This is a genomic window from Streptomyces pinistramenti (genome assembly GCF_020564935.1).
In the GTDB taxonomy this organism is placed as follows: domain Bacteria; phylum Actinomycetota; class Actinomycetes; order Streptomycetales; family Streptomycetaceae; genus Streptomyces; species Streptomyces pinistramenti.
The window spans coordinates 1-26,293 of the sequence record NZ_JAJCXB010000077.1; the positions used below are offsets into that span (position 1 = coordinate 1).

Here is a 26,293-nt window from a genome sequence, read left to right on the forward strand (position 1 = left end):
ACCCGGCCCCCGCCGAGTCGCCCCCCCGCCGTCCGGTCCGGCAGCTCCAGGACAGCCTCGGCGCCGCCCTGCGCCGCCGTGCCGAAGTCCAGCCGCGCCCCCAGCACCTCCGCCTGGCCCGCCGCGATCGTCAGCCCCAGACCGTGCCCCGTCCCGCGCTCCGGCGCCGCCGTACGGAACCGCCGCGGCCCCTCCGCACACAGCTCCGCCGGATAGCCGGGGCCGTGATCACGCACCACGATCCGGCTGCCCGCCACCACCACCTCGATCGGCGGCTCGCCGTGCTTCGCCGCGTTCGCCAGCAGATTCACCAGCACCCGCTCCACCCGCCGCCGGTCCGTCTCCACGATCCGCGGCTCCCCCTCCACGGACACCGAGACCGACACCTCGGACACACCCCGCTGCCGCGCCGCCCGCTTCACGATCCCGCGCACCAGCGACGGCAGCTCGCAGGCGTCCAGATCCGCCCGCTCCACCCCCGCGTCCAGCCGCGACACCTCCAGCAGGTCCTCCACCAGCCGCCGCATCGCCTGCGCCCGGTCCTGCACCATCTCCACCGCACGCGGCTGCGGCAACAACTCGGCCGCCGCCACCAGCCCCGCCACCGGAGTACGCAGCTCGTGCGCCACATCCGCGGTGAACTCCCGCTCCGCCTGCGCCTGCGCCGCCAGCGACATCGCCATGTGGTGCACGCTGCGGCCCAGCTCGGCCACCTCGTCCCGGCCCCGGCTCGCCAGCGCGTCCGCGTCCGGTGCCGCACCGGCGGCTATCCGCCGCGCCGCCGCCGCACTCAGCCGCAGCCGCCGCGACAGCCGCTGCGCCACGAACCACGACACCACCGCCATCACCGTGACCGTGCCCACCCCCGCTATCAACAGCGCCCGGTCCAGCGCCAGCTGCGCCGGATCATCGTCCGGGAACGCCGCCGACACCGACAGCGAACGCCCCGGCCGCGCCTCGCTCCCCTCGACCCGCGTCGCCGCCCACACCCGCGGATCCTCACCCCCGCTGACGTACGTCCCCGACCTCCCCGCGAACACGGCCGCCCGCAACGGCGACGGCAGCGTCGCATCGTCCAGCTGCGCTCCCATCGCCAGCGTGCCGTCCCGCTCATAGATCTGGAGCGCCGCACTCAACCGGTAGTCCTGATACGCACGCGCCGAGCGCTCCCGCTCGGCGTCGGCGATGTGATGCACGGCGAACCCGAGCAGCACCACGGCAAGCGCCGTCATGCACGAAATGGCCAGCGCGATCCGGCCTCGGATGCCCATCACGCGAGGTTGTACATCTCCGTCGTGTCACCGAGCGGCGTCGAGCCGTCGTACGTCACCTCAAGCCCCGTGAAAGCCCGGCCGCCCTCGACCGGCTCCGGCCCGTAGAGCCGGAACGTCGCGGGAAACACCGAATCCGCGCCCCCGCCCGCCGCGGTCTTCTCGACCTGCACCACACCCCTGCCCTCCGCAGACTTCGCGCCGTACCGCTCCCAGGTGATGGCCGCCGCCACCATGCCCGCATCCGCACACGTCAACGTGATCACCCGCGGCTTGACCTCCGGCTCACCCGAACCGCAGTCCCGCACCCCCGGCAGCCCGTCCGACGGCTTCCCCGACGACTTCACGTCCTGCACCGCCGACGTCTTCGGCGCCACATCGACCGCCGTCGCCCGGCTCCCCGACTGCCCGAACCACACCCCGCCCGCGGCCAGCGCGGTGACCACCACGAACGCCACCAGGGCGATCCGCCCCCTCATCCGGCGCGCTCCGTCGCGGTCGGTCATCGCCCTCTCCTCCCGGAGCCCACGCCCCGTACCCCACCCGGGTACCCCACCCGGCACACACGAACGCCGCCACTTTCCTCGAACGCGTGACGAAGCGACGGCTCCGGGCAGACGTGCGGTGACGACAGCACACCACCCTCCCTCCTCCGCCACACAGACGGATTGCCCGGACGCTGCGATGACCCCGCGGCTGTGTACCAGTTCTGTAACGACGCCCCCCGCTCCGAAGTGCTCACAAGCCCCGCTCCGGCCCACGAATCCGCAGGCCAGACCGGGTCATCCGGACGGCCCAACCGGAGTGACGTGCGTCGCGTTCCGGCGCCAGAGTGGTTTGATCCGCGCTCGACTGCGCAGGCGCACTCGTCGTACACCCATCGCGCACCCCGCGCTCTGACTGAACGAGAGGACCGCCTCGTGCCGATCGGCAGCACCGAAGCTGAGAACGCTTCCGAACAGGACCCGGAAGCACTGAAGCGTCACCGCGCGCTCTTCCGCGCCATAGCCCGACGCAGGAACCCCAAGCTCCGGCGCACCGATATCACGGTCACCGACGAAAAGGTGGTCAAGCGGGCCGTGAAGGCCGCGGCCCTCGGCAACGCCATGGAGTGGTTCGACTTCGGGATCTACGCCTATCTCGCGGTCACCATCAGCAAGGTCTTCTTCCCTGGCGGCAGCAGCACCGCCGGCCTGCTGTCGACGTTCGCCACGTTCGCCGTCGCATTCCTCGTACGCCCCATCGGTGGCGCCTACTTCGGGCCGCTCGGCGACCGCATCGGCCGCAAGAAGGTCCTCGCGCTCACCATGATCATGATGGCGATCGGCACCCTCTGCATCGGCCTGATCCCGTCGTACGCGACGATCGGCTTCTGGTCGCCCGTACTCCTCATCCTCTTCCGTCTCGTCCAGGGCTTCTCCACCGGAGGCGAGTACGGCGGCGCCTCCACCTTCATAGCCGAGTACGCCCCCGACAAGAGGCGCGGATACTTCGGCAGCTTCCTGGAGATGGGCACCCTGATCGGCTACACCGGCGCCGCCGGCATCGTGCTGATCCTCAACGCCGCGCTGACCGACGAGGCGATGCTGCACTGGGGCTGGCGCATCCCGTTCCTGGTCGCGGGCCCGCTCGGCATGGTCGGCCTCTACCTGCGGATGAAGCTCGACGAGACCCCCGCCTTCCAGAAGCTGGAGGCGTCCCAGACACACGCCGTCACGGGCTCGGCCACCGACACCGAGGCGGAGTTCTCGCACCTGTCGGAGAACGCCCCGAAGAAGAAGCTCGGCGAGATCTTCGCCCAGCAGTGGCCGACGCTGATCCTGTGCATCGCCCTCGTCGGCGCGTACAACATCACCGACTACATGCTGCTGTCGTACATGCCGACATACCTCACCGACACCCTGCACTACAAGGAGTCGCACGGGCTGCTGATCCTGGTCGGCACCATGATCGTCCTGATGCTGATCGTCAGCAGCGTCGGCAGGCTCAGCGACCGCTTCGGCCGGAAGCCGCTGCTGATGACCGGCATGCTCGGCTTCTTCATCATGTCCATCCCGGCCTTCCTCCTGGTCAAGCAGGGCAGCTTCGCCACGGTGATCACCGGCATGGCCCTCCTCGGCCTCTCCCTCGTCTGCCTCCTGGGCACCATGTCCGCCGCCCTGCCGGCCCTCTTCCCCACCAGCGTCCGCTACGGCTCGCTCTCCATCGGCTACAACCTCGCGGTCTCGATCTTCGGCGGCACCACCCCGCTCGTCATCACGGCCCTGATGGGCGCGTTCCACGGCAACGTCATGGTCCCGGCCTACTACACGATGGGCGCCGCCCTCGTCGGTGTCATCGCCGTCGCCTGCATGAAGGAAACCGCCCAGCAGCCCCTGGAAGGCTCCCCGCCCTCCGTCGCCACCAAGGAGGAGGCGGTCGAAATGATCACCTCCCAGACGACGGAACCGAAGTTCTGACCGACGCCACATCGAAGAGCCCCGGGGCACCCGCCCCGGGGCTCTCGCCATACCTGGACCCTCCGCATTCTTCCCCTCACCCCACGTAACCGTCTTTGCGTTCGATCGTTGTTCTGTTCGAGGGGGTGCGGGAAGGGCCCGCGCGGAGAACGGGGAGGGCGCACATGCCGGTCAGTCCGTACACCAGGGAGCGGCTCGCCGCCGCGGCAACGACGTCACGGACGCTGTCGGAGGCGCTGACCAAGCTGGGGGTGGATCCGAAGGGACGCTCCCGGCGCTATCTGCGCGATCGGATGCGGTCGTCGGGGATCGACACCTCCCATTTCGAGCGGGAGGGGGCGCGGTGGACGAGGGAGGTCCTTGAGGAGGCGGTGGCCCGTTCGGCGAACATGTGCGAGGTCCTGCGGCGCCTCGGGCTCGATGTCGTAGGCGGCCAGCACTCCCACATCAGCCGCCGCATCCGCGGTCTGGGGATCGACACCTCGCATTTCACACCGCAGGGCCGGAACAGGAGCACCACGCGCCGGCGTCTCACTCCCGACGAACTGCTCGTGGAGTCCCGCACTGCCGCCCGCCGGGTGCCGAGCAGCCGCCTCAAGGCCGCCCTGCTGGCTCTCGGGGCGGACGAACGCTGTGCGCTCTGCGGCACGGGGCCCGTCTGGAGGCGTTGTCTCCTGCCGCTGGAGGTGGACCATATCGACGGAGACTGGCGCAATAACCGGAGAGAGAACCTTCGCCTGCTGTGCCCCAACTGCCATGCGACGACGGACACATACCGGGGGCGCAACACACCCGCACGCTCCGGTCATCCGGCGGGGCGGCGATGAGCGAGCGGGTCCGCTACACACGAGAACTGCTCGCCGAAGCCGCGCGGTGCTGTACGGACATCGACGAGGTCATCGTGTTCTGCGGCGGCCACTCCTATCACCAGGTCCGACGGCACCTGTTCAAGCGCTTCGACCATTTCGGGATCGACGTGTCCCACTTCCGGCCCGTCGTACGGGGCGCCAAACACCCCCGCCCCACCCGGGAGTCCCTGCAACAGGCTGCCGACGCCTCGGTCTCCGTCGCGGCTGCCCTGCGCCACCTGGGCATGGCGGACACCGCGCGCAGTCGGTCCCTCTTCCGTTCCTGGGTGTCCGCCGAAGGCATCAGCACGACACACTTCCTGGGGCAAGCACACATGCGAGGCAAACCGGGCCGGACGCCGCCCAGGAGCCCCGAGGACATACTCGTCAAGCACCACCGGAAGCGGCGCACGCACAGCGCCATGCTGCGGCGAGCCCTTTTACAGACAGGCGTGCCCGAACGGTGCTCCGCATGCGGTACGGGCCCCGTGTGGAACGGCAGGCCCATGACGCTCGAAATCGACCACATCAATGGCGATTGGCGCGACGACCGTTCGGAGAATTTACGCCTCCTGTGCCCCAACTGCCATGCGATCACGGACACTTGGTGCCGTGGCGGACGGCGGCGGCGCCAGCCTTCTGGGGCGTCATCGGCACCCAGTACTATGTGACCCTGGCGCGCGGCCGTGCTGGAATTGGCTAGACAGGCTGGTTTTAGGTACCAGTGCCTTCGAGGCGTGAGGGTTCGAGTCCCTCCGGCCGTACCAGGTACTGCGAAGGGCCCGGCACGATCACTCGTGCCGGGCCTTTGCCATACATGCCAGACCGGGCAGCCGCCCGCCTCAGCCCAGGAGTTCCTTCACCACCGGTGCCAGTGCGCGGAACGCCTGGCCGCGGTGGCTGATGGCGTTTTTTTCGTCGGCGGTGAGTTCGGCGCAGGTGCGGGTCTCGCCGAGGGGCTGGAGGATCGGGTCGTAGCCGAAGCCTCCGGTGCCTGCGGGGGTGTGGCGCAGGGTGCCGCGCAGGGTGCCCTCGACGACGCGCTGGGTGCCGTCGGGGAGGGCCAGGGCCGCGGCGCAGGCGAAGTGGGCGGCGCGGTGGTTGTCGTCGATGTCGGAGAGCTGGGCGAGGAGCAGGGCGAGGTTGGCGCGGTCGTCGCCGTGCCGGCCGGCCCAGCGGGCGGAGAAGATGCCGGGGGCGCCGCCGAGGACCTCGACGCAGAGGCCGGAGTCGTCGGCGACGGCCGGGTGGCCGGTGGCGCGGGCCAGGGTGTGTGCCTTCAGCAGGGCGTTCTCGGCGAAGGTGACGCCGGTTTCCTTGACGTCGGGGACCTCCGGGTAGGCGTCGGCGCCGACGAGTTCGACGTCGAGGCCGGCGGCGGCCAGGATGGCGCGGAGTTCGGTGATCTTGCCGGCGTTGCGGGTGGCGAGGATCAGGCGGCGGGGGGTGTCGGGCCGCGGCTCGGTTGTGTGCTGCATGGGACGTGATTATCCCGGGGTGCAGACCTTGGTGAGTTCACCGGCCGCGTCCGCGAGGGGCTGGAGGTCGGGGGCCTTGTTGTCCTTGACGGCGCGGTGTGCGTTGTCGACGGCGCGCTGCAGGCTCGTGACGGTCTTGGCGAGGTCGGGGTCGCCGGTCGAGTCGCCGATGTTCTTGAGGTCCTTGTCGATGCCGTCGAGGGCCTTTTGGGTGTGCTGCGGGTCGTCGAGTGCGTTGCCCGCGTTCTTCTGGAGCTTGTCGACGCCGTTGACGACGGCGGTGGCGGTTTTGGCGCAGTCCATGGCGGTGTCGACCGCTCCGCAGGCGGTGAGCAGGGGGAGGACGGCCGCCGCCGCGGCGAGTGCGGTGGCTGCGGGTCGTCGGCGGTGCGGGCGCTGGGCCATGGTGCGGTTCCTCCCCTTGGGTCATGCTCGGGCAAAGGGAGACACGCGTGGGGCCGGTTTTTGGTTGCCGGGGCGGGACGGGCCGGGACGGGGTTGCGGGGGCCGGGCCCGGGACGGGGGCCGGGCGCTGTGCCGCGTCCCGTCCCGGTGGCGCCCGGCGGACCCGTCAGAGGGTGCGGGCGAGTGCCTCGTGCTGGGCGGTGTCGAGCGTGGCGCAGCCGGTGACGGCGAGGTCGAGCAGTGCGTTGAGTTCGTCGCGGGCGAAGGGCTCGGCTTCGGCGGTGCCCTGGACCTCGACGAAGCGGCCGTCGCCGGTGCAGACGACGTTCATGTCGGTGTCGGCGCGGACGTCTTCCTCGTAGCAGAGGTCGAGGAGCGGGGTGCCGTCGACGATGCCGACGCTGACGGCGGAGACGGTGCCGGTCAGCGGCTTGCGGCCGTGCTTGATGATCTTCTTGCCCTGGGCCCAGGTGATGGCGTCGGCGAGGGCGACGTAGGCGCCGGTGATGGCGGCGGTGCGGGTGCCGCCGTCGGCCTGGAGGACGTCGCAGTCGAGGACGATGGTGTTCTCGCCGAGTGCCTTGAAGTCGATGACGGCGCGGAGGGAGCGGCCGATGAGGCGGGAGATCTCGTGGGTGCGGCCGCCGATCTTGCCGCGTACGGCTTCGCGGTCGCCGCGGGTGTTGGTGGAGCGGGGCAGCATCGAGTATTCGGCGGTGACCCAGCCCTCGCCGCTGCCCTTGCGCCAGCGCGGGACGCCTTCGGTGACGGATGCGGTGCAGAAGACTTTGGTGTCGCCGAAGGAGACGAGGACGGAGCCTTCGGCATGCTTGCTCCAGCCGCGTTCGAGGTGTACGGGGCGGAGCTGTTCGGGGGTGCGGCCGTCGATGCGAGACATGGCGTAGAGCCTATCGGGAACGGCGAGGGCCCCGTCCCTGACGTGTGGTGGTCGGGGGCGGGGCCGGCGCGGGAGGTGATCCGGGGGTCAGCTCACATCATGTCTTCGATGTCGGCGGCGATGGGGTCCGCGTCGGTGCCGATGACGACCTGGATCGCGGTGCCCATCTTGACGACGCCGTGGGCGCCTGCGGCCTTGAGGGCGGCCTCGTCGACGAGGGAGGCGTCGACGACCTCGGTGCGGAGGCGGGTGATGCAGCCCTCGACCTCTTCGATGTTGTCGAGGCCGCCGAGCCCGGCGACGATCTTCTCAGCCTTGCTGGCCATGTCCACTCCTGCTTGTCTCGGCCGCCGGCGGTTCTGCCGTGCGGTTGACGAACCGTAACGCACGTTCAGCCCAGCTTTATGGGCGTATGCCCGCTATCTGGCGAAGGATAGCGATCACCCGGAGTGCGCGCCGGGGGCCCGGAATCGCACCGACTGGTCTACACCACCAGTATGCGGCAAGCGCCGGGCCACATGAGGACGGGCGGCCTGCCGGGAGGTGGCGGATGAGTTCCGGTGCAGCGTCGGCCGGGCGCAGGAGCTGGGGGGCGAGCGCCTTCCAGGGCATGCAGAAGATGGGGCGGAGCCTTCAGCTGCCGATCGCCGTGCTGCCCGCGGCGGGCATCCTCAACCGGCTGGGGCAGCCCGACGTCTTCGGCAAGGACGGCCTGGGCTGGGACGACGTCGCGAAGGTGTTCGCCGGTGCGGGCGGCGCGCTGCTGGACTCGGGGCTCGGGCTGCCGCTGCTCTTCTGCATCGGCGTCGCGATCGGGATGGCGAAGAAGGCGGACGGGTCGACGGCGCTGGCCGCGGTGGCCGGCTTCCTCGTCTATTACTCGGTGCTGCACCAGTTCCCTGCGGGCTGCCCCGCGGGGCAGGCGTACACGCAGGCGGGCCTGTGGAGCGGGGTGTGCGTGGGCGGGAAGGGGGCGGTGGCGCAGGCCACGTTCCAGAATCCGGGGGTGTTCGGCGGCATTCTGATGGGGTTCGCCGCGGCGTGGTTCTGGCAGCGGCTGCACCGGGTGAAGCTGGTGGACTGGCTGGGGTTCTTCAACGGCCGGCGGCTCGTCCCGATCGTGATGGCCTTCGTCGGCCTGGCGTTCGCGGTGGTGTGCCTGTTCGTCTGGCCGCCGATCGGTGAGGCGCTGACCGCTTTCAGCAAGTGGCTGACGGATCTGGACTGGGTCGGCTCCGGCATCTTCGGTGTCGCCAACCGCGCGTTGCTGGTGGTGGGCCTGCACCAGTTCCTGAATACGTTCGTCTGGTTCCAGTTCGGCGACTTCACCAAGCCGGACGGCACGGTGGTGCACGGCGACATCAACCGGTTCCTGGCGGGCGACCCGACGGCTGGGCAGTTCACCACCGGCTTCTTCCCGATCATGATGTTCGCGCTGCCGGCCGCCGCGCTGGCCATCGCGCACTGCGCCAGGCCGCACCGCCGCAAGGAGATCGCGGGCATGATGCTGTCGGTCGGCCTGACGTCGTTCGTGACGGGGGTGACCGAGCCGATCGAGTACTCGTTCCTGTTCATCGCGCCGGTGCTGTACGGGATCCACGCGGTACTGACGGGGGTGTCGATGGCGGTCAGCTGGGCGCTGGGGGTGCACGACAGTTTCAGTTTTTCGGCGGGGCTGATCGACTACGTCATCAACTGGGGGCTTGCGACCAAGCCGTGGCTGATCATTCCGGTCGGCCTGTGCTTCGCCGTCGTCTACTACGCGCTCTTCCGCTTCGTGATCACGAAATTCGATCTGGCGACTCCGGGGCGTGAGCCGGAGGATGTGGCGGAGGAATTGGAGAAGGGCAACGTGAAGTAGTCACGGAAGACCGGTGCGTGAGCATCGGGCCGTTTCTGCCTGCGCACCCCAACTCGCCGTGCACACTGGGCTGGTGAGGTTCGCGACGGCGCTTTTCCGGGATATCGGTCCCGCTTTTTCCGGTCCTCGGGTCCGTTGACCCGAGGACCGGTCGCCATGTGGTCCACACCACTTGGAAGAATGGATTCCTTTATCTCGGGGCTACGTGCTAAGAATGGTCTAAACCACTGAGTGGTGTAGACCAACAAGCGGGCCGTCCCCCTTCCCGAGTGCCCGCCTCACCAGGAGGAATCCGATGAGTTCGGCCACTGCCGCGAAGGCGGCCCCCGCAAAGAAGCGGGGCTCCGGCCTGTTCCAGGGCCTGCAGAAGATCGGCCGCAGCCTCCAGCTGCCGATCGCCGTGCTGCCCGCGGCGGGCATCCTCAACCGGCTGGGGCAGCCCGACGTCTTCGGCAAGGACGGCCTGGGCTGGATCGACGTCAGCAAGGTCTTCGCCGCGGCCGGCGGTGCCGTCTTCGACAACCTGCCCCTGCTGTTCTGCATAGGCGTGGCCATCGGCTTCGCCAAGAAGGCCGATGGCTCCACCGCGCTCGCCGCGCTGGTCGGCTTCCTGGTCTACAGCAATGTCCTCAAGGCGTTCCCGGTCACCGAGGGACACATCGAGAAGGGCAAGTGGGTCGAGCCGGTCCTCAACAACCCCGGCGTGCTCGGCGGCATCATCATGGGTCTGCTCGCCGCGGTCCTGTGGCAGCGCTACCACCGCAAGAAGCTGGTCGACTGGCTCGGCTTCTTCAACGGCCGCCGGCTCGTCCCGATCATCATGGCCTTCGTGGGCACCGCGGTCGGCGTGCTCTTCGTGCTGGTCTGGGAGCCCATCGGCGACGGCATCTCCAGCTTCGGCGAGTGGATGACGGGCCTCGGCGCGGGCGGCGCCGGCCTCTTCGGTCTGATCAACCGCGCCCTGCTGCCGATCGGCATGCACCAGTTCGTCAACACCGTCTCGTGGTTCCAGCTCGGTGACTTCACGGACGCCGCGGGCAAGGTCGCGCACGGCGACATCGGCCGCTTCTTCGCCGGTGACCCGTCCGCGGGACAGTTCATGTCGGGCTTCTTCCCGATCATGATGTTCGGCCTGCCGGCCGCCGCCATCGCCATCGCGCACGCCGCCCGCCCCGAGCGCCGCAAGGCCGTGATGGGCATGATGGTCTCGCTCGCGCTGACCTCCTTCGTCTGCGGCATCACCGAGCCGATCGAGTTCTCGTTCATGTTCATCGCCCCGGTGCTGTACGGGATCCACGCGGTGCTGACCGCGATCTCGATGGCCGTCACCTGGGCGCTCGGCGTGCACGACGGCTTCACCTTCTCGGCCGGTGCCATCGACTACGTACTGAACTGGAACCTGGCCACCGAGCCCTGGCTGATCATCCCGATCGGCCTGGTCTTCAGCGCCATCTACTACGTCCTGTTCCGGTTCGCCATCAAGAGGTTCAACCTCACCACCCCGGGCCGTGAACCCGAGGAAGAGATCGAGGACCTGACGAAGGCGTAGGAGTTCCCCGCACACGGGAAAGGGCCCCGGAACCGATCGGTTCCGGGGCCCTGGTGCGTCCTGGCCCGCCGCGGGACTCAGATCTCGTAGACCGCCCCGGCCCTGGCGACCTCGACGGGCCCGTCGTAGACCTTCTGCGCATCGCGGAGGTTGATGTCCGGGTCGGTCCACGGCGGGATGTGGGTCAGCACCAGCCGTCCCGCGCCGGCCCGCTGCGCGTGCTCCCCGGCCTCACGGCCGTTGAGGTGCAGATCCGGGATGTCCTCCTTGCCGTGCGTGAAGGACGCCTCGCACAGGAAGAGGTCGGTGCCGTCGGCGAGGTCGTCCAGCGCCGCGCAGGTACCGGTGTCACCGGAGTACGTCAGCGAGCGGCCGTCGTGCTCGATCCGGAAGCCGAACGCCTCCACGGGGTGGCTGACCCGTTCCGTGCGGAGGGTGAAGGGGCCGATGGTGAGCGAACCCGGGGTCAGGGTGCGGAAGTCGAAGACCTCGCTCATCGCGCCTTCGTGGGGCAGGTCGGCGTGTGCGGCGGTCAGCCGGCGTTCGGTGCCGGCCGGTCCGTAGACCGGCATCGGCGCGCAGCGGCCGCCGTCCGGCCGGTAGTAGCGGACGACGAAGTAGCCGCAGAGGTCGATGCAGTGATCGGCGTGCAGGTGGGACAGGAGTACGGCGTCCAGGTCGTAGAGACCGCTGTGGCGCTGCAGCTCGCCCAGGGCGCCGTTGCCCATGTCGAGGAGCAGCCTGAAGCCGTCGGCCTCCAGGAGGTAGCTCGAACAGGCCGATTCCGTGGAAGGGAACGACCCCGAGCATCCGACGACAGTGAGCTTCATGCGGTCGTGAACCTCCTGTGCGGGGGCGGCGGAGCGGCAGACCTGTGCCGTGTGGTGTGGTCCGGCGGTCCACGCGGGTTTCCTGCGGAAATCCGGCGGGACTCGGGGGGACACAGGCTCTCGGTGCAGTGCCCACGAGCGTAAGGCGCAAAGGGTTGTGTGGCGCCTCAAGCGGGGCGAGCTGTGGGCGGAATCACCAGTCCGGGTGGGCGGGTGCGGCCGGGCGTTCCCCTGTGCCGCGTGGGGCGGCTGCCGGTACGGTCGCAGGGACCGGCGGCGTGGAGGGAGCGGGTGTGGACACCTCGTGGTGGCCGGGTGTGCTGGCCGTGATCGCTTTGGCGCTGGTCGCCGCGGTGGTCGACGGACGCGGGCGGAGCAGGCGGCCGGCCCGCCGCGGGCGCCGCGGACCGGGCCGGGCCCGTCCGGCGCAGCGGCCGCCGCGGCGCGGGCGGCGGACCACCGGCGAGCGGGGCAGCGGCGGCGCGGCCCGGCCCGGGACGGCAGCCCGTCCTGCGCCCGGCGAGATCTGGTGGGCGCGGGTTCCGTACGAGGACGCTCCGGCCGGTGCGGGCGCGAAGGACCGGCCATGTCTGGTGCTGTCGGTACGCGGCGGCACGGCGCTCGTCATCAAGATCACCAGTCGGCACCACGACGAGCGGCCCGGGGTGATTCCGCTGCCCCCGGGGACCGTCGGGGACACGCAGGGCCGCCCGAGCTATCTGGAGACGGACGAGTTGCGGGAGGTGACGGCGGACGCCTTCCGGCGCCGTGCGGGTGTCGCCGACCCGCTGCTCTGGGATCGGGTGCGGCATCTGGGCGGACAGCGACGGCGGCGGGCGGGCCCGTGAAGGTCAGGGCCCGCCCGCAGGCCGTGCGGCGGTGCCGGGTTCAGGCCCAGAGCTGGCCGTGCAGGGTGGCGATGGCCGCCTCGGTCGACTCGGCGGTGTAGACGCCGGTGGAGAGGTACTTCCAGCCGCCGTCGGCGACGACGAAGACGATGTCGGCGCTCTGCCCGGCGCGCAGGGCCTTCCTGCCGACGCCGATGGCCGCGTGCAGGGCGGCGCCGGTGGAGATTCCGGCGAAGATGCCGTCCTCGGCGAGGAGTTCACGGGTGCGGGATACCGCGTCCTCGGAGCCGACGGAGAAGCGGGTGGTGAGCACGGACTCGTCGTACAGCTCCGGGATGAAGCCCTCGTCGAGGTTGCGCAGCCCGTAGACGACGTCGTCGTAGCGCGGTTCGGCGGCGACGATCTGGATGCCGGGGACCTGCTCGCGCAGGTAGCGGCCGACGCCCATCAGCGTGCCTGTGGTGCCGAGGCCGGCCACGAAGTGCGTGACGGACGGCAGGTCGGCGAAGATTTCGGGGCCGGTGGTGGCGTAGTGCGCACCGGCGTTGTCGGGGTTGCCGTACTGGTAGAGCATCACCCAGTCGGGGTGTTCGGCGGCCAGCTCCTTGGCGACCCGTACGGCGGTGTTGGAGCCGCCGGCCGCGGGCGAGGAGATGATCTCGGCGCCCCACATCGCGAGCAGTTCGCGCCGCTCGGACGAGGTGTTCTCCGGCATCACGCAGACGATCCGGTAGCCCTTGAGCTTGGCCGCCATGGCGAGCGAGATGCCGGTGTTGCCGCTGGTCGGCTCCAGGATCGTGCAGCCGGGGGTGAGCCGGCCGTCCTTCTCCGCCTGCTCGATCATGTGCAGCGCGGGGCGGTCCTTGACCGAGCCCGTGGGGTTGCGGTCCTCCAGCTTCGCCCAGATGCGGACGTCGTCGGAGGGCGAGAGGCGCGGGAGGCGGACGAGAGGGGTGTTCCCGACCGCCGCCAGCGGGGAGTCGTAGCGCATGTCAGACAGCGCCGCCGGCCACGGCCGGGAGGATGGTCACGTGGTCGCCGTCGGTGAGCTTGGTGGAGATGCCTTCCAGGAAGCGCACGTCCTCGTCGTTGAGGTAGACGTTCACGAAACGGCGCAGCTGCCCGCCGTCGACAAGGCGCTCACGGATGCCGATGTGCCGGCTCTCCAGGTCGGTGAAGAGGTCGGCGAGGGTCTCTCCGCTGCCTTCGACGGCCTTCGCGCCGTCGGTGTAGGTACGCAGGATGGTCGGGATTCGGACCTCGATGGCCATGAGAGTGCTCCTGTCGGAGTGCGGTGGCGGGGTGGCGTACGTCCCGGGTGCACGGCCTGCGGCGGTGCGGGGGCGCGGAGCTGCGGGTCAGGCGGCGGCGCGGCGCGTACAGATGGCGCTGGTCAGGCGGCACAGGTCGATGTGCAGCCGGGCGGCTCCGCAGCCGAACGCGCCCAGCAGGGCGGAGGCGGAGCGACGCGTGGCGAGCGGAGCCTGCTGGTGCATGGCCCTCCTCTTCTCGCGCACGTCGTGGTCAACCATGTGGTCATCGTAGCGATTCCCGGTCCGGGTATTGGAACCTCGTCCCATGATGCGGACGGTGGGTGTACGCCAGGTGGGACGCGGTACGGGCCGCCACCTCGGCCCGTACCCACACCGGCCGAGGAAGCCCCAGGTCAGGCGTAAGACTCCACGATCTCGACCGGTTCCTCGGTGACCACGCCGTCCACGATGCGGAACGAGCGGAACTGGAAGGGGCCTGCATCGTCGGCGTCCGCGGTGGAGACCAGGACGTAGTGCGCGCCCGGCTCGTTCGCGTACGAGATGTCGGTGCGCGACGGGTACGCCTCGGTGGCGGTGTGCGAGTGGTAGACGATCACCGGCTCCTCGTCCCTGTCGTCCATCTCGCGGTAGAGCTTGAGCAGGTCCGACGAGTCGAACTCGTAGAACGTGGGTGAGCGGGCGGCGTTCAGCATCGGGATGAAGCGCTCGGGGCGGCCGCTGCCGGCCGGTCCCGCGACGACGCCGCACGCCTCGTCGGGGTGGTCCTGGCGGGAGTGCGCCACGATCTGGTCGTGAAGGGCCTTGGTAAGGGTCAGCATGCGGCAAGGATAAGAGGGGTCGGCAAGGCGGCCGGGGAAAGGGTGCGGACGGCCAACGGGCCCGTACGTACCGGAGAGTGGTACGTACGGGCCCGCATGCTGGACGGTTACGGGGTCAGTCCTTCGCGTCCCCGTCGGCGGCCTCGCCCGCCCCGGCCACGGCGGCGGCCTTCGGCCCGGCCGCCGTCGCCTTGCGCTTGATGGAGAGGTAGCCGACCGTCAGGATGACGGCCCACACCGGAGCCGCGTACAGCGAGATCCGGGCGTCCGGGTCCACACCCATCATCACGATCACCATGGCGATGAAGGCGAGCGCGAAGAGCGAGGTGTACGGGGCGCCGGGCGCCTTGAACTCGGACTGCGGCAGCTCGCCGCGGTTGGCCTTGGCGCGGTAGCGCAGCTGCGAGAGCAGGATGACGATCCAGGCCCACATACCGGAGATGGTGGCGAAGGAGACCACGTAGTTGAACGCGTCGCCGGGCCACTGGTAGTTGATCCAGACGCCGACCAGCATCATCGCGACGGAGACACCGGTGCCCCAGGTGGGCAGGCCGTTCTTGCTGAGGTGCGTGAAGAGCTTCGGGCCCTGGCCGTTGAGTGCGAGGTCCCGCAGCATCCGGCCGGTGGAGTACATACCGGAGTTGGCGGAGGACAGCGCGGCGGTCAGCACGACGAAGTTGACGATGCCGGCGCCGGCCGGCAGACCGATGTGCCGGAACGCCTCGACGAAGGGGCTGACGTTCGGCGCGAAGGCCGTCCAGCTGACCACGGACAGAATGATGATGAGTGCGCCGATGTAGAACAGGCCGATCCGCCACGGCACGGTGTTGATCGCCTTGGGCAGGACCTTCTTCGGGTCCTTGGCCTCGCCCGCGGTGACGCCGACGAGTTCGACGGCGAGGAACGCGAACATCACGATCTGCAGGGTCATCAGCGTGCCGCCGATGCCCTTGGGGAAGAAGCCGCCGTCGGACCAGAGAAGGGAGAAGGAAGCGGTGTCACCGGCGTTGGAGAAACCGAGGATGATGACGCCGAGGCCGATCAGGATCATTCCGACGATCGCGGTGACCTTGACCATCGAGAACCAGAATTCCAGCTCTCCGAAGATCTTCACGGAGATCAGGTTGATGCCGAAGAGTGCAACGGTAAAGATCAATGATGACACCCATTGTGGGATGTCATGGTTCCAGTACTGGATATACGTGGCGGCCGCTGTCACCTCGGTGATGCCGGTGACCACCCAGAACAGCCAGTATGTCCAGCCGGTCACGAAGCCTATGAAGGGGCCGAGGAATTCGCGTCCGTACTCCGAGAAGGAGCCGGATACGGGCCGGTACATGAGCAGTTCGCCCAGTGCCCGCATGATGAAGAAGATGACGAGACCGACGATCGCGTAGGCCAGGATGATGCTGGGCCCCGCCTTGGATATCGCCTTGCCCGCCCCCAGGAACAGGCCGGTACCGATGGCGCCACCAATGGCGATCATCTGGATCTGGCGATTACCCAGACCCCGCTGGTAGCCCTCTTCCGAGCCTTTCCCAGCGGCCTCATTGCCGTCGTGCTGCTTGTCGACCTGCACAGAGGTCATGAGTGGTGCGCCTTTCTCCATACCGACCCGGTCTGTCCGGATCGGGTTCCGATCCCCCCGGATGGAGTTCCTGCACGCCGACGGTCGGCCGGCTCAGCGCTCCCGCAGCGACAGGGGTGGCGTCACTCACGGCAGGTCGTGAACATCTATCACGGCGCCTTGTAAGCCGACCAGGGATGTCCCGGGGCGGGGCCGCACGAAAATCAGGACAAAGCCCTAAAGACTCGGCAAGGCGCACGCGTGCGGTGATGGGATCGTTATCCGGATTTGAGCATCCGCTGAGCGAATGTCCCCGGAATGGTAACCAGGTTTCAGGCCATCAGCGATTCGACGAGTGTTTCCTGGAGCCCGCCGAGCCAGAGGTAGGCCAGCACCATGGGCTTGCGCGGGTCGGTGTCGGGCAGCCGCAGCAGCTGCCCGCCGTCCTCCTCGTCCGTGACGTCGAGGCGGGTGCCGATGGCCAGCCGGAGATCGTTGAGTGCGCCGAGCCACTGCCGGCACTCGTCGGGCGCAAGGCGCAGCACGGCGCCCGTCTCCGGGTCGGCGGACAGGGCGTCCAGCGAGCGGATCAGCACCAGGGCGTCGCCGCGCTTGCGGGCGCGCAGATCGTTCTCGGTGTAGCGGCGGAATTCGCCGGATGCGGCGCGTACGTCGTCGTCCGGTACGACGTCGGGGCCGCCGTACGCGTCCGGGAAGAGGCGGGCGAGGACGGGGTCGGCGGGCGGCTCGCTGGGGCCGTCGTTGAAGATCGAGGCGAGCAGGTCGTCGCTCTCGCCCGCACCGGGCTCGTCCCCCGGGCCGACGAGTTCCAGCAGCTGCACGGCGAGGCTGCGCAGGATGGAGATCTCGACCTCGTCGAGGGTGACGGCGGCGCCGCCGCCGGGCTGGGGCTCGAAGTGGCCGGCCATCAGCGGTCCTGCTGAAGGGTCGCCCACAGGCCGTAGCCGTGCATGGCCTGCACGTCGCGCTCCATTTCCTCGCGGCTGCCGCTGGAGACGATCGCGCGGCCCTTGTGATGGACGTCGAGCATGAGCTGGTGGGCCTTGTCCTTGCTGTAGCCGAAGTAGGACTGGAACACGTAGGAGACGTAGCTCATGAGGTTGACGGGGTCGTTGTGGACGATCGTGACCCACGGGACGTCGGGTTCCGGCACCTCGTAGGGTGCCTCGCTCGACTCGGGACGTTCGATCTCCACCGGGACGCTGAGGGTGCAGTGGTGCGGCCGGAGAGTGATCGTGGGTGACGGATGGGCGCTCACGTGCCCCATGCTGCCACCCGGGGGCGGGCGGCGCACAAACGCCCTATGGGCGCGCACCCCCGCGCGGCCGCCCGTGGGCCCTCCCCGGCTGCCCGAACCCGAAATCGTCAGAGTGACGAGTAATGGGGGTAGCATCTCCTCCATGAACACAGCAGACCTGGGGCTGCCGGTGGCCGTGCCGTCGACTGCGCTCTTCACCGACCAGTACGAACTCACCATGCTGCAGGCCGCCTTGCGGTCGGGGAACGCGGACCGGCGCTCGGTCTTCGAGGTCTTCACCCGGAGACTGCCCGAGGGCCGCCGCTACGGCGTGGTGGCCGGCACCGGACGGGTGCTGGACGCGGTGGAGAACTTCCGCTTCGACGAGACCATCCTCGGCTTCCTGCGCGAGCGCGGCATCCTGGACGAGCCGACGCTGGAATGGCTGGCCGGCTACCGCTTCCGCGGCGACATCTGGGGCTATCCGGAGGGCGAGGTCTACTTCCCCGGCTCCCCGATCATGCGGGTCGAGGGCACCTTCGCCGAGGCGGTCCTGCTGGAGACGGTGATCCTCTCCATCCTCAACCACGACTCCGCGGTGGCCGCCGCCGCGTCCCGGATGTCGGTCGCGGCCGGAAACCGCCCGCTGATGGAGATGGGCGCCCGCCGCACCCACGAGCTGGCGGCGGTGGCCGCGGCCCGCTCCGCGTACGTCGGCGGCTTCCACACCACGTCCGACCTGGCGGCCGGCTTCCGCTACAACATCCCTACCGTCGGCACCAGCGCGCACGCCTTCACCCTGCTCCACGACACCGAGCGGGACGCCTTCACCGCGCAGGTCGACACCCTTGGCAGCGGGACGACGCTGCTGGTGGACACCTTCGACGTGGCCGAGGCGGTCCGCACCGCCGTGGAGGTCGCGGGACCGGGACTCGGCGCGGTCCGCATCGACTCCGGTGACCTGCTGCTGATCGCCCACCGGGTCCGCCAGCAGCTCGACGAACTGGGCGCCAAGGACACCAAGATCGTGGTGACCAGCGATCTGGACGAGTACGCCATCGCCTCGCTCGCCGCGGCGCCGGTGGACGCGTACGGCGTCGGTACCCAGCTGGTGACCGGCAGCGGCCACCCGACCTGTTCGATGGTCTACAAGCTGGTGGCGCGCGCGGACAGCAATGCCCCGGGTGCCCCGCTGAAGGCGGTGGCGAAGAAGTCGATGGGCGCCAAGTCCTCGGTCGGCGGCCGCAAGTGGGCCGCGCGCCGGCTGGACGAGGACGGCGTGGCCGAGGCCGAGGTGGTGGGGGCAGGCGAGGTGCCCGAAGCGCTGGCCGACCGGCAGCTGCTGGTGCCGCTGGTGACCGCGGGCGAGGTCGTGGCGCGCGAGCCGCTTGACGCGGTACGGGACCGGCACATCGCCGCCCGCGCCGGGCTGCCGCTGTCGGCGACCCAGCTCTCCCGCGGCGAGGCCGTCATCCCGACCGAATACGTCTGACGCTCCCGCCGGGCGCGGGCGCACGCCCCGCCCGGCGACCCCGGCGGACGGACCCTTCCGGCCACTCCCGCTCGGGCCGGACAGTGACTACCCTCGGTCACACCACCGGAGGGCCCCATCGCCGCGGGCTCCCCGACCCCTTCCGGAAGGCACGCACCATGCACCGGGCACTGCTCGTCGTCGACGTACAGAACGACTTCTGCGAGGGCGGCAGCCTCGCGGTGGCGGGCGGCGCGGATGTCGCCGCGGCCATCACCGACTTGGTGGGCCGGGCCGCGGGCAGCGGCTACCGCCATGTGGTGGCCACCCGTGACCACCACATCGATCCGGGCGACCACTTCTCCGACCAGCCGGATTACGAGCACTCCTGGCCGGTGCACTGCGTGGCCGGCACCGAGGGCAGCGGCTTCCACGCGAACTTCGCGCCTGCCGTTGCCTCCGGCGCCATCGACGCGGTCTTCGACAAGGGCGCGTACGAGGCCGCGTACAGCGGTTTCGAGGGCACGGACGAGAACGGCACCTCGCTCGCCGACTGGCTGCGCGCCCACCGGGTCACCGAGGTCGACGTGGTCGGCATCGCCACCGACCACTGCATCCGGGCCACCGCGCTGGACGCCCTGCGGGCCGGGCTGCGCACCCATGTGCTGCTCGACCTGACGGCGGGGGTCGCCCCGCACACCACCGAGCGGACGCTGGCCGAGCTGCGGGAGGCGGGCGCCGAGCTGTCCGGCAAGCCGGTGGTCGCGGCCGGCTGACCGGCCGCCGGGGCCCGTCGGCCGCTTCTCAGGCGGCGTTCGCGGGCCGCAGCAGCGCCCGTATCGGGTGCCAGGACTCCGTGTCGTCGTCCGGGGCCTGGCGCCACACGAGGCCGTCCGGATGGTGCAGGACGGCGGTCACCTCGTCCGGTGTCGGCGGCTGCATGTTGCCGCGCAGGTAGACGGACCGCAGGCCGTGATTGCGCAGTCTGGTCAGGGCGCGCTGCCGGTTCGCGGCATGGACGAGTACGCGGACGCGGCAGCCTCCGCAGCCCGGTCTGGGCAGGGCGAGGGCAACCACCACGCTTCCGCCGGGAAGTCTGATGTAGCCGCCACCGGTCATGGACATATCTCCCCCGTGAGACTCTGCGTCAACAAGGAACTGTAGGACGCATCTAAACGCGATCGGCCGCTGCCCGCTAGAGGCAACGGCCGATCATGCTCTGACCTGCGGCTTTATTGCTTACTTCGGCGCGCGTCCGACCTGGAGGGTCACCGTGGAGCCGCCCCTGGCCTCCTTGGTGATCGCGATCCGGGTGTGGGTGTCAGGAACGAGGACGCCACCGGTCGGGTTCGCCTTGTCGTAGTAGACGCCGTTGTGGTCATCGAAGACCGCTACGCCCTTCTTCGACGTGATCCGCACCTGCTTGCCGTCCTTGTGCAGCCGCAGGGCATCCGTACGGTGCCGGGTGAACGTCGCGTCGTAGGTCTGGAAGCGGTTGCGCATCAGCTTGCCGTCGGCCCACTTCTCGGCCTTGGGGTGCGCGTCGACCGGCAGGATCTGGCCACGGCCCGGGTGCATGCCGACGTTGTTGTCCGACTGCGAGGTGTCCCACAGCCACACCAGCACCCCGTTCTGGAACGGGAAGTGCTCGACCCAGCCCGGCCGTGCGGTGGTCCAGCCGAAGTTGTACGGGCCGGTCTTCAGGGTCCTGTCGTACGAGACGTACTGGCGGTTCTCCGCGAGGTAGTACTGCGGGTAGTCCTTGGTGAAGGACGCGCCGATCCGCGAGAAGCCCTTGGCGCTCCAGCCGTTGTCGCCGTCCTCGGCGCCGTCGGTGAAGAGCGGCTTGCCGTCGGCGACCACGCCGATCGCGTCGGCGGCGAAGCCCTTCTGGGCCAGCCCGCCGTCCGTCTGGTAGCGGAAGCGCAGGTCGATCTTCTTGCCCGCGTACGCGTCCAGCGGGAAGACCAGGTCCTGGTAGGCGGCGGCGGTGCCGGTCAGACCCGGCTTGCCGCCGCCGTCGCGCGGGATGGCCTTGCCGTTCGCGGTGCCGTCGACCGGCGTCCAGTCGGCGCCCCCGTCGGTGGAGACCTCGGCGTACAGGAAGTCGTAGTTCTCCTCGATGTCCCACCAGCCCTTGAGGGTCAGGGACGCCTTGGAGACGCCGGTGAGGTCCACCGGGCGGGAGAGGGTGTTCTTGAGGTTGTCGCCCATGCCGCTCCACCACTGGTGGGTGCCCTCGGCCGGTGTGACGATGTCGGTCTTCACCGACTTGGCGGGCAGGTCGACGACCAGCGCCTGGTCGTCCTTGGTGTGGTACTCCGCGACGCCGAGCTTGTGGGTGGACCTCGTCGCGGCCTTCGCCTTGCCGTAAGTGAGCCAGCCCAGCTGGAGCTTGTCCCAGGCGCTCATGTCGCCCGGCAGGTCGCCGATGGCATTCCTGCCGGTGCCCAGCCAGGACCCCGCCGACATCAACGACCAGAAGTCCACGGACGATTCACCGGTACCGGTGGTGTCGTACTCGTCCGGCAGCCCCAGGTCGTGCCCGTACTCGTGGGCGAAGACGCCCAGGCCGCCGTTCTCCGGCTGCATGGTGTAGTCGCCGACCCAGATGCCGGTGCCGCCGATCTGGGTGCCGCCGGCGCGGTTCCCTTCCGGTCCGGTCTTGCCCGCGTCGGTGCCGTACGCGTACCAGCGGTGCGCCCAGAGGGCGTTGGTCCCCTGGACTCCGCCGCCCGCGGACTCGTCCTCGCCCGCGTGCACGATCTGGAAGTGGTCGATGTAGCCGTCGGGCTCGTTGAAGTTGCCGTCGCCGTCGTGGTCGTAGCGGTCCCACTGGTCGTACGCGGCGAGGTCGGCCTTGATCTGCGCGTCGGTGCGGCCGGCCGCCTTCTGGTCCTTCGCCCACTGGTTGACGCCGTCGCGGATCAGGTCCCAGGCGCTGGGGCAGTTGGTGTCACCGCAGTAATTCGAGCCGTACCGCGCCTCGTTCCAGTCGACCCTGACCCAGTCGGAGACCTCGCCGTCCACGGAGTAGCGGCCCGACGACTGCTTCTCGTAGTACTTCGCCAGCGACTGCTTCTTCTTGTCGTGCGAGAAGTACAGGTCCTGGAAGTGCTGCTGGTTGAAGTCCTTCTGCCAGGCGGTGCTGTTGTTGTCCTTGCGGTCCGGCTCGGCGATCTCGTTGTGCGCGGGGCCCGGTTCGCCGCCGTACTTCTTCACCGGCGGCTTCGGCCCGTCGCCGTCCGGGTCGTACATGGTGGTGTCGTCGACCTTGTCGCCGAAGTCCACCAGGATCGTGAAGATCTTGTCGGTCTTCTCCCGGGCCAGCTCGACGTACTTGCTCCTGCCCAGCTTCACGACCTGCGAGCCGCCCCGCCGCGTCGCCTTGGCGTCGCCGGATATGACCTGCTGGAGCGCTTCCTTGCGCTGCGCGGCCTGCCGGTCGCTGAACGGGCCCTTCAGGTCGTGGTCCGCGGTCCGCTCGGGAGCGGGATCCTGGCGCTGCACGACGGGCCGCGGGCCGGAGTCGGCCGCGGCCACCGCCCCCGACGACAAAGCGGCCGCCCCGATCGCGGCGACTGCCGTGGCCAGGGCGGCCGGTCTGAACACCCTTCTCCGATATCTCACTTGGTGCTGTCCTCCCCTTTGAACGGTCACTGTTCGAGGCATTTGACCGGAAGGGCGGAGGAAAAAACAGATCTTGACTTGCTCACGTCATCGACGTACGTTGCTCGGTCGGCGAGGCACGGATACCGGACGCGGCCCCAGGGTGCGGCCGGGGAACGCCTCCCGCGCGGCCCGCGGCGCCTCCCGTACGGCCACCGTCGGCCACACCGGGCTCCCGCCCCCACCTTCCCCACCTTCAACGCCCTTACCACGAACGCCCGTTCACCCCAGCGATGAATCCGTGCGCCCCCCGTGCACCGGGGCGGTGGGTGAGGTCACGCTTACCAGAGGTTCCTGACGGGAAGTAAGGACCGTAGAGTCGATTGGCGGCACACCCTTGTCGACCGACACCCAGCCGACGCTCCGAGGACGGATCCCGCCATGCCTCGTCCGACCGCCGCACAGCTCGCCTACGGTTCGGCCACCGTCTTCCTCTCCACCCTCGCGATGCTGCTGCTGTCGCAGACGGAGTCCGGGACCGGCGTCGTGGTCATCGCCGTCGCCGGGCTCGGACTCGGCCTCCTGGTCGCGATGACGGTGCCGCTGCCGTGTCTCGCGCGCGTGGTACGCCGCCGTGCCGCCCGCGCCGAAGCGGCCGCGCCCCGGGAGCCCGGGACCGCGCCCGCCCGCCTGCCGCGCCCCCGCGTCTCCCCTCCGGCCGCCGCCACCCGCGCCGAAGCCGGCCGCCCCTCCCGATAACAGCCGTCAGGCCGCCGACACCACCACCGTCTTGGCCGCCTTGTCGTGCAGACACTGCTGGTACGGCTTGTCCCAGGTGCACCACAGGACGTTGACCAGCCAGAAGATGAATCCGCAGCACGGCACGATCTCCGGCAGCGTGTAGACCGCCGCCCGCAGCCAGCCCGCCTGCTGGGTCGGCACCGAGCCGTTCGACAGCATCGCCACCCGGATCTTCATCGCCATCTTGCCGAGCGTCTGCCCCCGGCGGGTCAGCATCAGGCCCTCGTAGACGAGGTACACCAGCATCGTCACGCCCGAAACCGTCGCCTGCTTGCTGGTCTCGGCGTTGCTGGTGCTCGTGTAGTCCACCCAGCCGACGATCGCGTTCATGATCAGCGTCATGGGCACGCCGATGATGAGGGCGTCGATGATGCGCGCCAGCAGCCGCCTGCCGCGCCCGGCCAGCGGCGGCATCCCCGCGAGCGGATCGGCGGCGCCGTACTCGCCGCCGTAGGGATTGCCGGCATACCGGCCGCCGTGGGGGTCCTGGCCGAAGGGCGGGGTGCCTCCCGGGGGCGGGCCGCCAGAAGGCGGGGTGCCGCCGCCGTGCGGGGAGCCGTCGGCGCCGCCCGCCGGCGGCTCCTGCGGCTTCTTCAGGAACGGATCGTCCTCCGGTGGTTCACCGGATCCGGGCCGGGGCGTCTCGCTGCTCATGGCCCGAGTCGACCCTCTGCGACGGCCCGCCGCATCCGGCGAAGGCCGTTCGGGGTATCCGGGACGCGTGCCCGCCCCGCAGGATCAGTCGGCGGCCACGAACGTGCGCGCCACCTTGTCGTGCCAACACTGCCGCCACGGGCGGTCGAACAGGCACCAGGCGGCGTTGGCCACACCCACCACCAGGACGCCCAGCACGCCGTACACCAGCCAGCGCTTGACCGCAGCCGCGACCGGCGGGGTGTCATGGCTCTCGATGTCCAGCACCCGCACCCCGCACAGCTTCTTGCCGAGGGTGCGGCCCCACTTGAGGGTCGGCAGCACCTCGATCAGGCCGCCGCCGATCAGCAGGACACCCAGCGCCACGGCGAAGACCGGGAACGTCGTGCCGTCGAGCAGATAGACCGTCACCTGCCGGCCGGACTGCTTGGCCGCCTCGATCTTGCCGTCGATGTGGTCCACGGCCGAGCCCCACAGCGGCAGCGCGGCCGCGGCGGTGACGAGCAGCAGCACGGCCAGGTCGATCAGCCGGGCACCGAGCCTGCGGCCCAGCGCGGCGGGGTGGCCCTGGGCGGCCTGCGCCGCGGCGAAGAAGATGTCGGCGGTCGGCGGCTTCCAGGGGATGACGCCCTCGTCGGCGCCGGGGCCTGACGCCGGCGGCGCGCTCGGGGGACCGCCCTGTCCCGGGAATCCGGGCGACGGAGCGGGCGCGACCGGACCCTGCGGCCCGGCCCCGGCCCCGGGCCCGGCCTGCGGCGGCCGACCCTGGCCCGGTACGGCGCCCGGGTGCGACGCCGGGGGCGCCTGGGGTGTCCGGGGTGCCTGCGGCGGCTGCTGCTGGGCGCCCCCCAACGGCAGCGGCTGCGGGGCGACCGGCCCCGCCGTGCCGGGCGGGCCTGACGGTGCCTGGTCGCGGGGCAGCCGGATGGCCATGGTCTCGTTGCCCTTGGGGGCGCCGCCGCCGTCCGGGCGGATCGCGCGGATCGCCGTCGTGCCCTGGTCACGGGTGGGCGGCTGGACGGCGCGGATGGTGACCGTGCCGTCCGGACGCGGGGTGTCCGGTTCCTTCGGTTCTTCGGGCTGCCGCGGGGCGGGGGCGGCGGGCGGCTCGCCCGCGCCGGGCTCCGCTCCCCCGGACCGCTGGTCGCGCTGCGGCGGCAGACCGCCCCAGGCGCCCCCGCCCTGCGGCGTGCCCGGCTGGTCCGGCGATCCCCAGGAGACGCGGGCCGCGGCCTCGCTGCCGAAGCCGCCCTGCCGGGAGGCGTCGGCCTGCCAGGCGGAGGCGGGCTCGGGCCCTGAGCCGTGCAGCCTGGCGGGGTCGTCCCAGGCGGCGGGGGCGCCTGCGTCGTCTGCCTGGCGGGCGGGCGGCACGTACTGTCCCGCCGCGGCCTCCTCCTCGTCGAAGAAGACCGGCCCGGTTTCCTCGACGGAGGCGGCGGGCGGCACCAGGGCGGGCGCGGCACCGGGGGGCGGCGCGGGCATCGCCTCCCCGTCGGCGGGCGCCGGCCTGCTGGTGCCCGGCACCCATGCGGCACCGTTCCAGTACCGGATGTAGCCGGGGATGGACGGGTCCGGGTAGAAGCCTGGCGTGGGGCTGCCGGCGGATCCTGAGGTAGGGGCGCTCATGTCCGAAGTCCCGTATCTGTATTCGTCCTGGTGGATGTGGGATGCAGTCTGCCGCAACGCAGCGTCCACATCTATCAGACCCCCGGTCATCACGGCGGCGCTCGGGCCCACGACCACCTGGAAGAGAACCGCGAAAAAGTTGTACGAAGTCGTGTAATGAACCGGCGCCCGCGGCCTCTCTCTGTGCGCGGGCGGATTCTGCCGGGGCCCGCGCAACGAACGGAGAGAGGTGGACCCCATGCACACCGTGGTGGAACGAGAGCTGGAACTGGGCCTGGTCGTGTCAGCGGAACGGAGCGTTCCGGTGCCGGCCAGGCTGACCTACAGGACCGACGACCCGTACGCCGTCCACGTCACCTTCCACATCGGTTCGGACGCCCCCGTCAACTGGACGTTCGCCCGCGAACTGCTCGTCGAGGGTGTGTTCCGGCCGTGCGGTCACGGGGACGTGCGGGTGTGGCCGACCAAGATGGACGGGCGCAGCCTGGTCTGCATGGCGCTGTCCTCACCGGACGGCGACGCGCTGCTGGAGGCGCCGGCGGCCGCGGTGTCGGCCTGGCTGGAGCGCACCCTGCGGGTGGTGCCGCCGGGATCCGAGCAGGAGCACCTGGGCATCGACAAAGGGCTGAGCGAGCTGCTGGCCCTGGCGACCCGGGACGACCCGTGGCCGGCCGACCCCTGGTCGTCGGACGAGTCCCCGGAGCCCGGGGCGTAGCGCGTGGTGCACGCCCCGTCGGGCACCGGCGCGGACCGGGGAGGGTGCGGCAG

At 70.3% G+C, this 26,293-nt stretch carries 28 protein-coding genes and 1 tRNA gene; 11 read left to right on the top strand and 18 right to left on the bottom strand.

What is annotated here, in order from left to right; translation table 11 throughout:
* Nucleotides 1-1,271 (bottom strand): sensor histidine kinase (locus LIU39_RS35100; protein WP_264483472.1); only part of this gene is annotated, 1,271 nt, incomplete at its 3' end.
* Nucleotides 1,271-1,777 carry a hypothetical protein gene (locus tag LIU39_RS31625; RefSeq protein WP_227050380.1) on the bottom strand — a complete coding sequence of 169 codons (507 nt, stop codon included), beginning with the start codon at nucleotides 1,775-1,777 and terminating at the stop codon, nucleotides 1,271-1,273. The genes LIU39_RS31625 and LIU39_RS35100, both read right to left, overlap by 1 nt.
* A 414-nt stretch (nucleotides 1,778-2,191) precedes the next feature.
* Here LIU39_RS31625 and LIU39_RS31630 point away from each other — a divergent pair, with 414 nt between their 5' ends.
* From LIU39_RS31630 to LIU39_RS31645, 4 genes are all read left to right on the top strand, one after another.
* Nucleotides 2,192-3,730, top strand: a complete 1,539-nt coding sequence (locus LIU39_RS31630; RefSeq protein WP_227050381.1) for an MFS transporter — start codon at nucleotides 2,192-2,194, stop codon at nucleotides 3,728-3,730.
* 164 nt (nucleotides 3,731-3,894) lie between these two features.
* Nucleotides 3,895-4,557: an HNH endonuclease signature motif containing protein gene (locus LIU39_RS31635; RefSeq protein WP_227050382.1), complete on the top strand. Its 663-nt coding sequence runs from the start codon at nucleotides 3,895-3,897 to the stop codon at nucleotides 4,555-4,557.
* The gene (locus tag LIU39_RS31640; protein ID WP_227050383.1) at nucleotides 4,554-5,249 is read left to right on the top strand and encodes an HNH endonuclease signature motif containing protein; all 696 of its coding nucleotides are present in this window, start codon (nucleotides 4,554-4,556) and stop codon (nucleotides 5,247-5,249) included. Before LIU39_RS31635 ends, LIU39_RS31640 begins: the two co-directional genes overlap by 4 nt.
* Before the next feature lie 9 nt (nucleotides 5,250-5,258).
* Nucleotides 5,259-5,345, top strand: a tRNA-Leu gene (locus LIU39_RS31645).
* Nucleotides 5,346-5,420: 75 nt separating this feature from the next.
* On the opposite strand, the gene rdgB is transcribed toward LIU39_RS31645, so the two are convergent.
* From rdgB to LIU39_RS31665, 4 genes are all read right to left on the bottom strand, one after another.
* Nucleotides 5,421-6,056 carry an RdgB/HAM1 family non-canonical purine NTP pyrophosphatase gene (rdgB, locus tag LIU39_RS31650; RefSeq protein WP_227050384.1) on the bottom strand — a complete coding sequence of 212 codons (636 nt, stop codon included), beginning with the start codon at nucleotides 6,054-6,056 and terminating at the stop codon, nucleotides 5,421-5,423.
* A 9-nt stretch (nucleotides 6,057-6,065) separates the two neighbouring features.
* The gene (locus LIU39_RS31655) at nucleotides 6,066-6,461 is read right to left on the bottom strand and encodes a hypothetical protein (protein ID WP_227050385.1); all 396 of its coding nucleotides are present in this window, start codon (nucleotides 6,459-6,461) and stop codon (nucleotides 6,066-6,068) included.
* Nucleotides 6,462-6,627: 166 nt separating this feature from the next.
* Nucleotides 6,628-7,359, bottom strand: coding sequence for a ribonuclease PH (rph, locus tag LIU39_RS31660; RefSeq protein ID WP_227050386.1), 732 nt, complete (start codon nucleotides 7,357-7,359; stop codon nucleotides 6,628-6,630).
* Between the two features lie 92 nt (nucleotides 7,360-7,451).
* Nucleotides 7,452-7,691: a PTS sugar transporter subunit IIB gene (locus LIU39_RS31665; protein ID WP_308409440.1), complete on the bottom strand. Its 240-nt coding sequence runs from the start codon at nucleotides 7,689-7,691 to the stop codon at nucleotides 7,452-7,454.
* Between the two features lie 218 nt (nucleotides 7,692-7,909).
* On the opposite strand from LIU39_RS31665, the gene LIU39_RS31670 reads away from it, so the two are divergent.
* Both LIU39_RS31670 and LIU39_RS31675 read left to right on the top strand, forming a co-directional pair.
* Nucleotides 7,910-9,220, top strand: coding sequence for a PTS transporter subunit EIIC (locus LIU39_RS31670; RefSeq protein WP_227050388.1), 1,311 nt, complete (start codon nucleotides 7,910-7,912; stop codon nucleotides 9,218-9,220).
* A 295-nt stretch (nucleotides 9,221-9,515) separates the two neighbouring features.
* Nucleotides 9,516-10,769, top strand: coding sequence for a PTS transporter subunit EIIC (locus LIU39_RS31675; RefSeq protein ID WP_227050389.1), 1,254 nt, complete (start codon nucleotides 9,516-9,518; stop codon nucleotides 10,767-10,769).
* 77 nt (nucleotides 10,770-10,846) lie between these two features.
* Here LIU39_RS31675 and LIU39_RS31680 read toward each other — a convergent pair whose 3' ends face one another.
* Nucleotides 10,847-11,599 carry an MBL fold metallo-hydrolase gene (locus LIU39_RS31680; RefSeq protein WP_227050390.1) on the bottom strand — a complete coding sequence of 251 codons (753 nt, stop codon included), beginning with the start codon at nucleotides 11,597-11,599 and terminating at the stop codon, nucleotides 10,847-10,849.
* Nucleotides 11,600-11,892: 293 nt separating this feature from the next.
* On the opposite strand from LIU39_RS31680, the gene LIU39_RS31685 reads away from it, so the two are divergent.
* A complete protein-coding gene (locus tag LIU39_RS31685; protein WP_227050391.1) occupies nucleotides 11,893-12,447 on the top strand; it encodes a type II toxin-antitoxin system PemK/MazF family toxin in 555 nt (184 codons plus the stop codon).
* A gap of 40 nt (nucleotides 12,448-12,487) precedes the next feature.
* On the opposite strand, the gene LIU39_RS31690 is transcribed toward LIU39_RS31685, so the two are convergent.
* The 7 genes from LIU39_RS31690 to clpS form a co-directional block, all read right to left on the bottom strand.
* A complete protein-coding gene (locus tag LIU39_RS31690) occupies nucleotides 12,488-13,438 on the bottom strand; it encodes a PLP-dependent cysteine synthase family protein (protein ID WP_227050392.1) in 951 nt (316 codons plus the stop codon).
* Between the two features lies 1 nt (nucleotide 13,439).
* A complete protein-coding gene (locus tag LIU39_RS31695) occupies nucleotides 13,440-13,718 on the bottom strand; it encodes a MoaD/ThiS family protein (protein ID WP_227050393.1) in 279 nt (92 codons plus the stop codon).
* A gap of 87 nt (nucleotides 13,719-13,805) precedes the next feature.
* Nucleotides 13,806-13,979, bottom strand: a complete 174-nt coding sequence (locus tag LIU39_RS31700) for a putative leader peptide (protein ID WP_227050394.1) — start codon at nucleotides 13,977-13,979, stop codon at nucleotides 13,806-13,808.
* Nucleotides 13,980-14,113: 134 nt separating this feature from the next.
* Entirely contained in the window at nucleotides 14,114-14,539 is a 426-nt protein-coding gene (locus LIU39_RS31705; protein ID WP_227050395.1) for a M67 family metallopeptidase, read from the bottom strand.
* Between the two features lie 115 nt (nucleotides 14,540-14,654).
* Entirely contained in the window at nucleotides 14,655-16,127 is a 1,473-nt protein-coding gene (locus LIU39_RS31710) for an amino acid permease (protein ID WP_227050396.1), read from the bottom strand.
* A gap of 311 nt (nucleotides 16,128-16,438) precedes the next feature.
* Complete coding sequence (locus LIU39_RS31715; RefSeq protein ID WP_227050397.1) at nucleotides 16,439-17,035, bottom strand: DUF2017 domain-containing protein; 597 nt, start codon at nucleotides 17,033-17,035, stop codon at nucleotides 16,439-16,441.
* A complete protein-coding gene (gene clpS / locus LIU39_RS31720; protein ID WP_372464122.1) occupies nucleotides 17,035-17,385 on the bottom strand; it encodes an ATP-dependent Clp protease adapter ClpS in 351 nt (116 codons plus the stop codon). The genes LIU39_RS31715 and clpS overlap by 1 nt, the downstream gene beginning before the upstream one ends.
* 142 nt (nucleotides 17,386-17,527) lie before the next feature.
* On the opposite strand from clpS, the gene LIU39_RS31725 reads away from it, so the two are divergent.
* The gene (locus LIU39_RS31725) at nucleotides 17,528-18,856 is read left to right on the top strand and encodes a nicotinate phosphoribosyltransferase (protein WP_227050398.1); all 1,329 of its coding nucleotides are present in this window, start codon (nucleotides 17,528-17,530) and stop codon (nucleotides 18,854-18,856) included.
* 158 nt (nucleotides 18,857-19,014) lie between these two features.
* Nucleotides 19,015-19,611: an isochorismatase family protein gene (locus tag LIU39_RS31730; RefSeq protein ID WP_227050399.1), complete on the top strand. Its 597-nt coding sequence runs from the start codon at nucleotides 19,015-19,017 to the stop codon at nucleotides 19,609-19,611.
* Nucleotides 19,612-19,639: 28 nt separating this feature from the next.
* Here LIU39_RS31730 and LIU39_RS31735 read toward each other — a convergent pair whose 3' ends face one another.
* Nucleotides 19,640-19,960, bottom strand: a complete 321-nt coding sequence (locus LIU39_RS31735; protein ID WP_372464123.1) for a hypothetical protein — start codon at nucleotides 19,958-19,960, stop codon at nucleotides 19,640-19,642.
* Between the two features lie 114 nt (nucleotides 19,961-20,074).
* The gene (locus tag LIU39_RS31740; protein WP_264483474.1) at nucleotides 20,075-22,507 is read right to left on the bottom strand and encodes an immune inhibitor A domain-containing protein; all 2,433 of its coding nucleotides are present in this window, start codon (nucleotides 22,505-22,507) and stop codon (nucleotides 20,075-20,077) included.
* Between the two features lie 378 nt (nucleotides 22,508-22,885).
* Here LIU39_RS31740 and LIU39_RS31745 point away from each other — a divergent pair, with 378 nt between their 5' ends.
* Nucleotides 22,886-23,203: a hypothetical protein gene (locus tag LIU39_RS31745; RefSeq protein WP_227050401.1), complete on the top strand. Its 318-nt coding sequence runs from the start codon at nucleotides 22,886-22,888 to the stop codon at nucleotides 23,201-23,203.
* 6 nt (nucleotides 23,204-23,209) lie between these two features.
* On the opposite strand, the gene LIU39_RS31750 is transcribed toward LIU39_RS31745, so the two are convergent.
* Both LIU39_RS31750 and LIU39_RS31755 read right to left on the bottom strand, forming a co-directional pair.
* Nucleotides 23,210-23,899: an RDD family protein gene (locus LIU39_RS31750; protein WP_227050402.1), complete on the bottom strand. Its 690-nt coding sequence runs from the start codon at nucleotides 23,897-23,899 to the stop codon at nucleotides 23,210-23,212.
* 84 nt (nucleotides 23,900-23,983) lie between these two features.
* The gene (locus tag LIU39_RS31755) at nucleotides 23,984-25,525 is read right to left on the bottom strand and encodes an RDD family protein (RefSeq protein ID WP_227050403.1); all 1,542 of its coding nucleotides are present in this window, start codon (nucleotides 25,523-25,525) and stop codon (nucleotides 23,984-23,986) included.
* Between the two features lie 238 nt (nucleotides 25,526-25,763).
* Between LIU39_RS31755 and LIU39_RS31760 the strand changes: the two genes are divergently transcribed.
* On the top strand, nucleotides 25,764-26,240 hold the full coding sequence (locus tag LIU39_RS31760; protein WP_227050404.1) for an SsgA family sporulation/cell division regulator: 477 nt from the start codon (nucleotides 25,764-25,766) through the stop codon (nucleotides 26,238-26,240).
* Nucleotides 26,241-26,293: the final 53 nt, after the last annotated feature.